A 13125-nucleotide genomic window follows, 5' to 3' on the forward strand; every position below is an offset into this window, starting at 1 on the left:
ACGCCGGGGATCTTGCCCGCCTTGAACCACGGGATCGCGCCCAGGACCATGCCGGCGCACGACCACATGTCACCGCCGAAGCAGGCCATCGCGTCGTTGATGCCGATGAAGTCCTTCAGCGTGGACCACGCCGCGCCCAGGATCACCGAGGACAGCGACTTGCCCATGGTGGACTGCGCCTGCGCGACCTGCGCCGCGGACAGACCCGCTCCCGCCAGGGCCGCGGCCCGCTCCGAGGCGGTCAGGGAGATGGCCAGACCCGTCGGGTCGGACATCGTCACCGGGTTGTTGTGCGCGTAGGCATACCCGTTGGACTGCAGCAGGTCGTTCAGGTCCAGCACCGGGTCGGCCGACAGGAAACGCCCCACCACCGGGTCGTACAGACGCGCCCCCAGCGGCTGGTAGCCGGAGGAGTCGTCACGGGTGGCACCCAGGAACCCGGTATGGGCCTGCATGTTGGCGCCCACCGTGTCCGCACCCCGCTGGTTGCTGACGCCCCGGTGATGTCTGGTCGGCGGCAAGGGCGTTGACGCCTAGGGGAGTCGGTGCGGATGATCCGGGCCATGGCGACGACGAACCCGATCCCCCGTTTCCCGGCCGGCTTCCTGTGGGGTGTGTCGACCTCGGCGCACCAGATCGAGGGCGCGGTCGACACGCGCGAGGCGTCCGTGTGGGACGTGTTCACGGCCGAGCCGGGCCGGGTGCGGGACGGGTCCACGGCGGCCGTAGCCTGCGACCACGTACGCCGCCACCGCGAGGACGTGGCGCTGCTCGCGGACCTCGGCGTGGACGCGTACCGCTTCTCGGTGTCCTGGCCGCGGGTGCGGGCGGAGGGCGGCCTCGACTTCTACGACCGGCTGGTCGACGACCTGCTGGCGGCGGGGGTGCGGCCGGTGCCGACGCTGTTCCACTGGGACCTGCCGGCGGACCTGGACTGGCTGGAGCGGGACACGGCGGAGCGGTTCGCGGAGCACGTGGCGCGGGTCGTCGCGCGCCTCGGGGACCGGGTGACGAAGTGGATCACGCTGAACGAGCCTGCCGAGCACACGCTGCTGGGCCACGCCCTGGGCGTGCACGCGCCGGGCCGGAGGCTGCTGTTCGACGCGCTGCCGGTGGCGCACCACCAGTTGCTGGCGCACGGCCTGGCGGTACGGGCGCTGCGCGCGGGGGGAGCCTCGGACATCGGCATCGCGAACTCCCACGGCCCGACGTGGCCGGCCTCCGAAAACGAGGCGGACGTGGCGGCGGCTGACTTCTACGACACGCTGCTGAACCGGCTATTCGCCGACCCGCTGCTACTCGGTCGCTACCCGGAGGGCGTCGGGGAGCTGATGCCGGGGGACGTCGAGGCGGACCTGAAGATCATCGCGGAGCCGCTCGACTGGTACGGGATCAACTACTACGCGCCGACGCGGGTGAGTGCGCCGCAGGGAGCGGAGATCGAGTTCGGCGGGGTCCGGATGCCTGCCGAACTGCCCTTCTCCGTACGGGAGATCGAGGGATACCCGGTGACGGACTTCGGCTGGCCGGTGGTCCCGGAGGCGCTGACCGAACTGCTCACGCTGTTCCATGGTCGCTACGGCGACCGCCTGCCCCCGGTGGTCGTCACGGAGAACGGCTGCGCGTACGAGGGCCTCGACGACACCGACCGCATCACGTACCTGGACGGCCACGTCCGCGCGCTGCACCGGGCGGTGGAGGCGGGGGTGGACGTCCGCGGCTACTTCGTGTGGTCGTTGCTGGACAACTTCGAGTGGGCGGAGGGGTACGGCCGCCGCTTCGGCCTGGTCCACGTGGACTTCGACAGGCAGCGGCGGACGCCGAAGGCGTCGTACGACTGGTACCGCGCGCTGCTGCGGGAGCAGCACGGGTGCCGGCGGGGCGCTTAGAAGCCGAGCCGGCGCAGCTGCTTCGGGTCCCGCTGCCAGTCCTTGGCGACCTTGACGTGCAGGTCGAGGAAGACAGGGGTGCCGAGGAGCGCCTCGATCTGCTTGCGGGACTTGATGCCGACGTCCTTCAGGCGCTTGCCCTTGGGGCCGATGACGATGCCCTTCTGGCTGGAGCGCTCGATGTAGAGGTTGGCGTGGATGTCGAGCAGCGGCTTGTCGGCGGGGCGGTCTTCGCGCGGCAGCATCTCCTCGACGACGACGGCGATGGAGTGCGGCAGCTCGTCACGCACGCCCTCCAGGGCGGCCTCGCGGATCAGCTCGGCGACCATGACCTGCTCGGGCTCGTCGGTGAGGTCGCCCTCGGGGTAGAGGGCGGGGCCCTCCGGCATGAGCGGGATCAGCAGGTCGGCGAGGAGATCGACCTGCTGGCCGGCGGTGGCCGACACCGGGACGATCTCCTGCCAGGTGATGCCCAGCTCCTTGCCGAGCTGGTCGACGGCGATGAGCTGCTCGGCGAGCGCCTTGCTGTCGACGAGGTCGGTCTTGGTGACGATGGCGATCTTGGGCGTCTTCTTGATCCCCGCGAGCTCCTTGGCGATGAAGCGGTCGCCGGGGCCGATCTTCTGGTCGGCGGGCAGACAGAACCCGATCACGTCGACCTCGGCCCAAGTGGTCCGCACGACGTCGTTCAGCCGCTCTCCCAGCAGGGTGCGCGGCTTGTGCAGCCCGGGGGTGTCGACCAGCACGAGCTGCGCGTCCGGCCGGTGCACGATGCCGCGCACGGTGTGCCGGGTGGTTTGCGGCCGGTTGGAGGTGATCGCCACCTTCTGCCCGACCAGAGCGTTCGTGAGGGTGGACTTGCCCGCGTTGGGACGGCCCACGAAGCAGGCGAAACCGGCCCGGTGGACGGCGTCGGCCGGCTGCTCGGATGACTGGGTACGAACACTCATGCCGCCCATTCTCCCTGATCCCCGGAGCGCCTCTAACCAGGACAGGCCCCGGTTCCCCGCAAGGGGGAGACCGGGGCCTGTCGGGAACACCGCCGTGGCCGTCAGCCGAAGGCCTTGACCTGGTTCCAGTCCACGCTCAGGACCACCTTCACCGGGGATCCGGTGTTGGTCCGGGACGGGTTGTAGATCCGGGTCGCACCGTCGGTCCGCAGGCGCGCCCAGATGTCCGGGATGCCATCACCGCTGACGTCGGGGATGCCGAGGGCGGTCGGGACATTGGTGTCGGTCCAGCTGGTGCCGTAGGCCACATCGCCGTTGAGCGCGTTGGCGGCCAGCTTCAGCGAGTCGACGTCGACGCTGCCGCTGACGGGCCCGGGCCGTCCGTGCCGGACGTACATGTTGCCGTTGTCCAGATTGCGCCACAGCAGGTCGGGCGTCTTGTCGCCGTTGATGTCGGCGACGTTGACGATCTCGCGCCGGGCCCAGGCGTCGGAGTTCATCAGCGTGGCCTCCCGGAAGGTGCCTCCGGTGTAGCCGGACAGCGTCCAGAACTCCGCGCCGGCCCGCAGCACCAGGTCGGGGTGACCGTCGCCGGTGATGTCGCCGACCGTCTTGATCTGCGTCCAGGTCGAGGGGGCGGGGGCGTTCGACGGCAGCCGGAGCGCGATCCGCTCGCCGACGTCGAAGCTGCCGTAACCGTCACCGGGGTACAGCCACGCCTTGCCGTCCGGAGTGACCGCGAACAGGTCGGTGGTGCCGTCGCCCGGGAAGGCGTCCGCCCAGTGGGTGATCAGTGCCGCCTTGCCGGTGGACGGGTCGAACCAGTGGTTCGCGGGATGCAGCTTCGTCTGCCCGGTCCGGCTGTCCTTGGTGTACGCGGCGCCGAGGCAGCCGTACAGCTCGCCGCCCTCGCTGCCGACGCAGTTCATCAGTTTGCCGGCCGCGTCCACGATGAGCAGGTCGGGGATGCCGTCACCCGTGGTGTCCCAGGGCTTGTCGGCCTCGTCCCTGGGCGGGACGTAGAAGGCGTAGTCGGTGCGTACGCTCTGGTTGCCCGTGGCGTCGTAGGCGTGGACCAGCAGCCAGTTGGGTCCCGCGTGGGCGGGTGCCAGGGTGATGGTCGCCCGGCCGCTGGACGCCGGCGCCTCGAACCACTGCAGGCCCTCGATGGCGTAGCGGAACCTCGTCGCGCCCGACGAGGCGAGGGTCACCTTCCCGCTGGTGCCGAAGGGGGCCTTCGCCCAGGTCAGGCCGTCGGACGTGGCCTCGGGGAAGTCCTCGCTCTCGATCTCGGGCTGCGGCGGGGCGGTGGCGTCGATGGTGATCCGGCAGGGTTCACTGCCCGGCGGGTAATAGGAGGACGCCGCGTTCTCGGTGTCCACGGCGCGTACGTCCCACGAGTAGGTCGCCTTGTCCTCCAAGGGGAAGGTGACGGGGATCTGCACCGTGGCGGTGCCGCTGGAGTTCGGCTTGGTGATCTTGGCGGCCGGTACCGTCCCGCCCACCTTCCAGAAGCGGAACTGCAGCTCACGCAGGTTGCCGTCGGCGTCCTTCGCGTTCGCCGACAGGGTGATGTTCGTCTTGCCGATGGTCACGCCCGCGCCGGGGCCGGGCTTGCAGGCGCCGCCGGGCGTGGACTTGCCGCCGGTCGGCTCGTTCGGCTTGCGGTTGTGGGTCACGCTCAGCGTGGCGGAGTTCGCCCTGAACTTGCGCCAGGTCTGGGTGTCGGACTCGCTGGTGGCGCGCATGCCGAAGGTGATCGTGGACCAGCCGGCGTTCGCGCCCTTCTGGGCGGCCGCCGTCACGTCGAAGCGCTCGTAGTCGTCGGGGCAGGAACTGGAGTAGCCGTGTGCGAAGGAGAGTTCATCGACCTTGCTGCTCCAGGCCGGCTGCTTGTTCCACGTCGTGCCCGAGGAGATCGCCCCGGTCAGCCAGAACTGGAACTGCCGTTTGGTGCAGGACCAGGAGTGGTTGTTGAGCACCTTGAACTTCGCGTCGGAGACCGTCGTGCCCTTCAGACTGCTGTCGAACTCCATGCGCCAGAAGGATCGGGCGGTGCCGTTCGTGTCGTCCTCGTGGCCGACACGGGCGTCGGAGGTGCCGGAGCTGAAGTTGGTGCCGTTCCAGAAGCTGCTGTTCGGGTACGGCTTGTACGCCACCGTCCAGGCCTTCCACCGCGGGTTGATGGTGGGGTCGACGAACACCGGGAAGCGGGAGTCCGCGTCGGTCAGCAGCCCGGTCCTCCCCAGCCCCAGATCGATGCGGGCCTCGCCGGTGCCGTCGCCCAGGAGCCGCATCGGCATCCGGTCCTGGCGCGCGCCCGGCTCGATGCCGCTGAGGCCGGACAGTTTCAACACGTCGGCCGACGTGGCGACAGAGGTGCGCGGCGCCTCGCCGGGCTCGGCCTCGGGGTCGCGGCCGGAGGAGTCCCAGCCGAACGGCGTGGGTACGGCGCCCACCTCGCGGCCCGCCCCGTCGAGGATCGAGACGTGGCTGGAGCCGTCGCTGTAGTGGAACGTGGCAGTCTCCGACCGCAGGCCGTACGACACCTTGGCCAGCACCTCGTTCTGTGCGGCCTCGCGCGTCTTGACGATCAGCAGTTGGGCGAAGCCGCCCTCCTCGCGCGCGACCAGCAGCAGGTCGACGCCCGGGAGCACCTCCGGATACAGCGCCCGGGGCCCGTCGAGCACCGGCTCGGGCAGAACGCCCGGCCAGGTGTAGGAGACGGTGTGCCCGTCGAGGACCGTCTCGGCCAGGACCGTTTCCCCGGCTCCGGTCCCGTCGGCCATCGGCAGGCGGGTGTAGGAGCGGTCAGCGCGGTCCTTCCCGCCCGGTGTGCCGCTGGAGAAGCGCACCGGCACCGGGGGGTTGACCGGGCGGACGCCCAGGCCGCCGCCGGTGCGCCGGAGCCGGTTGTCGACCGGCGCCCACTGTCCCTCGGCGTTCTTCGCCCGCTTGGGGAACGCGGTCATGTCGGTGCGCAGTTTGCCATCCGGCAGCGCCCAGGTCTGCGAGGTGGCGGTGGTCGCCGTGTCGACGAGGACGGGTTTGCGGCTGCTGCGCGCCTCGGCGGAAGCGGCGGCCTCGTCGCGGGGGCCGGTGGCTGCCGGCTTCGCGTCCGTCGTGCCCTCCGCGCGGGGCGCCGGCGTGTCGTCGGGGAGCCACCACGGCAGGAGGGCGGCGGTCAGGGCGGCCAGGACGAGGCCGAGGGTGAGGCTCAGCCGGGTGCGCGTGCGCACGAACGGGCTGAGGAGGCGATGCGGCGCGGACACGGCGGCGGTCACTCCCGTGTGGACCAGGCGGACAGGGCAGCACGGACAGCCCCGGGACGCAGGTCACGGGGCACGGGCGCGCAAACGATCACACGATGTGCACAGAACGTCCACCTGTGAAGAAGTTATGACTTCGTGATGACCTTTCTGTGACTGTGCGAGATCGACTGACGTCAGGTCAGAAGTGCGGCATTTGATCACCGCTTGTGCGCCGATGCGTGTGGGTCCCTGGAGATTCGCCCGGAGCTCGCAGTTGGGCAGGGTCTGACACCAGATCAACCGTGGTGCGGATCACAGCAATTGACGCAGCGCGACGGGGTCGCTGTTGATGCGTGAGGGGCCCATGACGGAGGGTGCGGACACATTCGTATCGCCTGGGTGGGAGTCGACGCGCATGCGTGCTCAAGGTCCCCTGTCCTGGCCGTGGCGCAGACGCCCGGCCTCGACGGAGTCACAGCGACGGCGTCGCCGGCAAGGCCGCGCGGCGACCGTCCTCTTGTTGTCCTCGGCGCTGATGGTCACCAGCCTCAGCGCGGAGGCATGGGCCGTCCCCGGCCCGGGCATGGACCGCGGATCGGTCGACCTCCCGGAACTGCCGGAGATCACCCCGGTCGACGGTGACGAAGAGGCCGAGAAGAACCTCACCACCGCTCCCGAGGTCCCCGTCGACCCCTACGAGCCGACCGCGGTGACCCCCTGGCAGGGGGACACCGGCACGGCGACCCTGGCCGAGGACGCCGAGCCGGGCAGCACCGTCCCTGCCACCAACGGCCTGCCCGTGGCGCTCGGAGTGCCCGACGGCACCGACCCCGCCGCGATCGCCGGTGAGTGGACGGTCGACCTGGCGGGACCGTCCGTGTCCCAGGAGGCCGGCGTCGCGGGCCTCATCATGGAGGTCACCCCGCCGGCCACGGCCGACCCGGAGGCGCAGATCGCGATCGCGGTCGACACCACCTCCTTCGCGGACCTCTACGGCCCTCAGGCGGCCGACCGCTTCGGCCTGGTGCTCCTGCCCGACTGCGTCCTCACCCCGGACGAGGGCGAGTGCGCGGATGACAGCGGGACGCAGACAATGTCGGCCCGGACCGACGCGGAGGGCCCCGAGCAGCTGCGCAGCACGGTGGAGAGGGTCCCCGCGAAGGAGGCGCCCACCGACGCCGAGGCGCCCAAGAACGCCACCACCCACACGATCGTGACCGGTTCCGTCCCGGTCGCCGAACTGCTCGACGGCACGGCCGGCAGTCCCACGACCGCGTCCGGCGGCTCGGCCCGTACCGCCTCCGCCCGCACCAACGTCGTGCAGGCGGCCGACTCCGCCGGCTCCCGGGTCATCGGCGCCATGGACACCGGAGCCTCGGCCGCCGGTGACTTCACGGCGACCCCGCTGCTGTCCGCGGGTTCCTGGTCGGCGGGCGCCTCCTCGGGCGCCTTCACCTACGCCTACCAGGTACCGGTCCCGGAGACCCCGGGCGGCCCCATGCCGCGGATCGCCCTCAGCTACTCCTCGCAGACCGTCGACGGACGCACCTCCGCCACCAACAACCAGGCGTCATGGATCGGCGACGGCTGGGACTACAACCCCGGCTCCATCACCCGCACCTACGCCAACTGCCGTCAGGACTCCAAGAAGGCCGGGTCGAACAACGCCACCCATCGCACAGCGGACTTGTGCTGGGGCTCCGAGAACGCCACTCTGTCGCTCGGCGGCATGACCACCGAGCTGGTGTGGGACAAGGACCAGGGCACATGGTTCACCGCCAACGGTGACGGCTCCAAGATCGAGCGCATCGAGGACCCCGCCACCCAGAACCGCGCCAGGAATGGCGAGTACTGGATCGTCACCACCCGCGACGGCACCCGCTACCACTTCGGGCTGAACAAGCTGCCGGGTCACACGCAGGGCAAGCCGGTCACCGACTCGGTGCTGACCGTCCCGGTGTACGGCAACCACCCGGGTGAGGACTGCTACAAGGCCGGTGACTGGGCCGGTTCCTGGTGCACGCAGGCATGGCGATGGAACCTCGACTACGTCGAGGACGTCCACGGCAACGCCATGTCCCTGTGGTGGAAGAGCGACCAGAACCACTACGCCCGCAACTTCAACTTCAAGTCCCCCGTCGTCTACGACCGCGACGGCTACCTGACCCGCATCGACTACGGCCAGCGCAAGGACAGCATCTTCTCCGCGCCCGCCCCGGCGCGCGTCAACTTCAAGGTCGAGGACCGCTGCTTCGCCGAGGGCTCGCTGACCTGCTCCGAGGAGAACTTCACCGACAAGGACCCCGGCAAGTACCGCCTCTGGTACGACACTCCGGCCGACCTGCGGTGCGAGGCCGGAAAGAAGTGCTGGAACGCCGGACCCACGTTCTGGTCCCGCAAGCTCCTCACCGAGATCCAGACCTCCGCCCAGCGGCGTACCGACACCGACGCCCGCCAGGTGGTGGACCGGTACACGCTGAAGCAGAGCTTCCCCGTCCTGCGCACCGGCCCCAACACCGCCCTGTGGCTGGAGTCGATCCAGCGCACCGGGTACGCCCGCAACGGCTCCAACGACGAGAGCGTCACCCTGAACGCGGTGCGCTTCGAGCCGAACATGGACGACATGCCCAACCGGGTCATGCGTCCCGACGATCCGCGTCCCGGCTTCTCCCGTCTGCGCGTCGCGCGCGTCATCAACGAGTACGGCGGCGAGACCGTCGTCACCTACAAGGCCCCCACGGGCGACTGCGCCACCGGCACCGGACTCCCCGGCAAGAAGGACACCGCCGCGCTGAAGGCCAACACACGGTTGTGCTACCCGCAGTTCTGGCACCCCGACCCCGAGGTCGAGGACATCGACTGGTTCCACAAGTACGTCGTGGAGTCCATCGAGGAACTGCCCAACGTCGACGGCGCCTTCTCCACCCGTACCGCATACACGTACAAGAACGCCGGATGGAAGCTCGCCGAGGCCGAGTTCACCAAGAAGTCCACCCGCACCTGGTCACAGTTCGCGGGCTTCGAGCAGACCACCGTCATCACCGGCACGGACGAGCCGGCCGTCGGCAGCAAGCGCTCCAAGGCCGTCACCCGCTACTTCCGGGGCATGGGCGACGACGTGCCGGTGAAGGACATCACCGGCGCGGAGATCGCCAAGGACCGTGAACCGTTCGCCGGGCGCATCGCCGAGGAACTGACCTACACCAGCGCCACCGACGCCGACACCGAGTGGCTGTCCCGCAGCGTCACCGTGCCGGCCGCCACCGAGCTGGGGCGGCGCGACCGCGGCGACGGGCTGAGTCCCCTGATCGCCTGGCGGGTCACCGAGCCCGAGGAGATCGCGTACACCAAGTCCTCCGGCACCGGCGACGACACCCGCACCCAGCGCGTCGTCCGGACGAGGACCACGTTCGAGGCGACCCACGGTCTGCCCACCCTCGTGGAGTCGCTCGGCGACACCGGCCGGTCGGGCGACGAGTCCTGCACCAAGCTGGATTACCTGCACCACACCGGCAAGAACCTCATCGGCCTGACCAAGCAGGCCCTGGTTTCGCCCACCACCTGCACGGACGCCGACTTCGGCGACCTGTCCACGCTGAGCGGCGGCACCCGTACGGCGTACGACAACACCGCCTACGGCACCGCGCTCGGTGACGCGACCCGTGGTCTGGCCACCAAGACCTGGTCGCTGAACGGCGCCGGCACCGGCTTCCAGCTCGACGGCGGTTCGAAGTTCGACGCGGTCGGCCGCGTGGTCGAGCAGACCGACGCCGACGGCAACGCGGGCACCATCGAGTACTTCCCGGCCACGGGCCAGGTGTTCAGGGTCACCGAGACCAACGCCAAGGGCCACCAGCAGACACAGGAACTGGAGCCCGGCCGCGCGACGGCCCTGAAGACGACGGACGCCAACGGGCATGTCAGCCAGGCGAAGTACGACCCGCTGGGCCGGCTCGTCGAGGCGTGGGGCCCCGGCCGTACGCCGTCCGCCTCCGCCGTCCCGGACTTCCGGGCCGTCTACACGATCCCGAAGTACGACCCCGACGACACCGACCGCAAACCCCCGTACGTCACCACCTCCACGCGTTCCAAGGACGACCGCGTCGAGACGTCCGTGGTCCTCTACGACGGGCTCGGCCGTGAGCGGCAGACGCAGGAGGAGGCCGACGGCGGCGGACACCTGATCACCGACACGCTCTACAACAGCTCGGGTGAGGTCTGGCAGACCAACAACGCCTACCTCACCCACGAGGCCAAGACCGGCGAACTGTTCACCCCGCTCGCCGACACGACGGTCCCGAACATCACCCGCTACAGCTACGACGGCCTCGGCCGCGTCGTGCAGGAGATGCCGTACCTGAAGGTCGAGGACCCTGAGACCGGCGAGTCCAGCTCCGAGCCGGTCCCCGCCCGCGCCGTCCGCTACGAGTACGGCACCGACTGGTCGAAGGTGATCCAGCCTTCCGGTGCCTCCTCCTACCGCGTCTACACCGACGCGCTCGGCCGCACCGCCCGGGTCGACACCTTCAACTCCGAAGCTCCCGGCGGCTTCACGTCGATGCGTTACACCTACGACGGACACGGCCAGCTGGTGAAGGCGGTCAACTCCGCTGACACCGCTCATCCCTGGACGTGGACGTACGACCACCGCGGCCGGCAGGTGACCGCCACCGACCCGGACGCGGGCACCACGCGGACCACGTACGACCACCGTGACCGGGTCCTGACCACCAGGAACGCCCGCGGCGTCACCCTCTGGAACGGCTACGACGTGCTGTCCCGGCCGGTCGAGCAGCGCCTCGACGGTCCCGAGGGCAAGCTGCTGGCCACCTTCGGCTACGACACCTCCCCGGGCGGCACGGGCATGCCCGCAACCGCCACCCGCTACACCGACGGCGCCGCCTACACGCAGACCGTCGACGGCTACACGAAGGACTACCAGCCGACCTCCACCACGCTGGCCCTTCCGCAGTCCCTGGCCGACACCTGGGGCTTCAAGACCTCCTACAAGTACGCCTACGCGTACGACGACACCGGCGCCCTCGAGGAAGCGTCGCTCCCGGCGGTCGGCCGGTTCGACGCCGAGAAGCTCGTCGTCCGCTACAACAAGGACGGCAAGCCCCTGTCGGTCTCCGGCAAGGACTGGTACGGCGCCGACACGGTCTACGACGCCTACGGCCAGGTGCTGCGCTCCGCGCTCGGCGCCCACCCGTACCGGGTCTGGACCACGGCCTCGTTCGACGAGGGCAGCGGCGAACTGAAGAGCCACTCCGTCCACCGTGAGCAGGCCGGCGACAAGACGCTCGTCGGCGGCCACCTCGTGTCCGAGCGGTCGTATACCTACGACCCGGCCGGCAACGTCACCTCCATCCGCGAGCACTCGGACGGCATCGCCGAGCGGCAGTGCTTCACCTACGACCCGCTGGGCCAGCTCAAGACGGCCTGGACCGCCAAGGACCAGACCTCCTGCACCGGCCCGAAGACGGGCGACGGCACGCTGAACGTGGCGGCCGGCAAGGACAACTCCGGCTACTGGCAGGAGTACGAGTACGACCTGCTCGGCAACCGCACCAAGCTCACCGAGAAGGACCTGGCCGGCACCACCGCCAAGGACGCGACGACCACGTACTCCTACGGCAAGGCCGACGGCACCCAGCCGCACACACTGACCAAGGTGTCGAAGACCTACACCACGCCGGAGGGCGCCCAGGTCAAGGCCGAGGCCGAGCGGCTGTACGAGCTGACCGGCGAGACCAGGTCCGTCACGTCCGTCCAGAACGGCGACAAGCAGGAGCTGAGCTGGACCTACGACGGCAAGATCGACCGCATCAAGGGGCAGGGCACGGGCGGCAAGACCCCGTACGTCGGACTTGCGGACAAGTGCCTGGACCTGAAGAGCGGCCACGCCGTCGCGGGCCAGCCGATCCAGCTGTACAGCTGCAACACCTCCGTGGCGCAGAGCTGGCGGTTCGCCGTCGCTCCGGGAGCGGCGCAGACCGACCCCGACCGGGGCACGCTGACCGTCTACGACAACTGGTGCGTGCAGCCCGCCTCGAACACGGCCGGCGCGGCGGTCCAACTGCAGAAGTGCGACGGCTCTTCGGCACAGGAGCTGAAGCGGAACGCCTCCGCCCAGCTCATCCACGCCGCCTCCGGCCTGTGCCTGGCGGTCCAGGGCGCCAACTCCGCCAGCGCCACCCCGGTGGTCCTCGCCACCTGTGACGCGAGCAAGCCCGAGCAGCAGTGGTCGCCGCAGAACGACACCCGCTACATCTACGGTCCCGACGGCGCGCAGCTGCTGACCATCAAGGGCAAGCAGGCCACCCTGCACCTGGGTGAGGCCGAGGTCACCGTCCAGCGCGGCGGCGTCCTGGTCAACACCCAGCGGACCTACTCCGCACCGGGTGGCGCGGTCATGCGGTACGCCTACGGCAACGGTTCCGATCAGTTGGTCGCCCTGGCCGGCGACCATCAGGGCAGCACGTATGCGGAGGTGGTGCTCGGCGGCACCATGTCGGTGCGGGTCCGTAAGCAGGACCCGTTCGGCAACCAGCGGGGTGCGGGTGAGACCGGTGCCAACCTGCAAGCCCATACCGGGTTCCTGGGTGCCACGCGTGACGATTCCTCGGGCTATCAGCCGTTGGGGGCGCGTCTGTACGACCCGGTGGTGGGGCGTTTCCTGTCGGCCGACCCGGTGCTGGACCTGAACGATCTGCTGCAGTCGAACGGGTACGCCTACGCGCACAACAACCCGGTGACGATGTCCGACCCGACGGGTCTGGCCATCTCCCTGACCGCCTCGGAGCGGGCCGCGGCCCTGGCGGGAGCGGGTCTGTCCGCGGCGCAGGTCGCGCAGGCGCAGTCCACCATGGGCAAGTCGCTGTCCTCGGTGATCCTGGGCGCGGCGTGGTCCACGCTGAAGGACTTCATCGGCATCAACGACGCGATGGCCTGCTTCGGCGGTGACATGTGGTCGTGCGCCGGCATGGTCCTGGGCGCGATCCCGTGGTTCAAGGCGGGCAAGATCCCCGGCGT

General features: G+C 70.0%; 4 protein-coding genes and 1 pseudogene. 2 read left to right on the top strand and 3 right to left on the bottom strand.

Translation table 11 applies throughout. The annotated features are described in order from the left end of the window. Positions 1-488, bottom strand: a pseudogene (locus B100_RS34700) (RHS repeat-associated core domain-containing protein); the annotation flags it as partial. A gap of 75 nt (positions 489-563) precedes the next feature. Between B100_RS34700 and B100_RS0133045 the strand changes: the two are divergent. Further along, positions 564-1889, top strand: a complete 1326-nt coding sequence (locus B100_RS0133045) for a GH1 family beta-glucosidase (protein ID WP_024888616.1) — start codon at positions 564-566, stop codon at positions 1887-1889. Here the strand turns inward: B100_RS0133045 and era are convergent. Continuing rightward, on the bottom strand, positions 1886-2839 hold the full coding sequence (gene era, locus B100_RS0133050) for a GTPase Era (protein ID WP_024888617.1): 954 nt from the start codon (positions 2837-2839) through the stop codon (positions 1886-1888). The genes B100_RS0133045 and era overlap by 4 nt on opposite strands. A 101-nt stretch (positions 2840-2940) precedes the next feature. After that, positions 2941-6111 carry an FG-GAP-like repeat-containing protein gene (locus tag B100_RS0133055; RefSeq protein ID WP_024888618.1) on the bottom strand — a complete coding sequence of 1057 codons (3171 nt, stop codon included), beginning with the start codon at positions 6109-6111 and terminating at the stop codon, positions 2941-2943. Between the two features lie 514 nt (positions 6112-6625). Here B100_RS0133055 and B100_RS0133060 point away from each other — a divergent pair. Beyond that, on the top strand, positions 6626-13125 hold a 6500-nt coding region (locus B100_RS0133060), incomplete at its 3' end, for a ricin-type beta-trefoil lectin domain protein (RefSeq protein WP_051490124.1).

The sequence above is a fragment of the Streptomyces sp. CNH189 genome, from assembly GCF_000527195.1.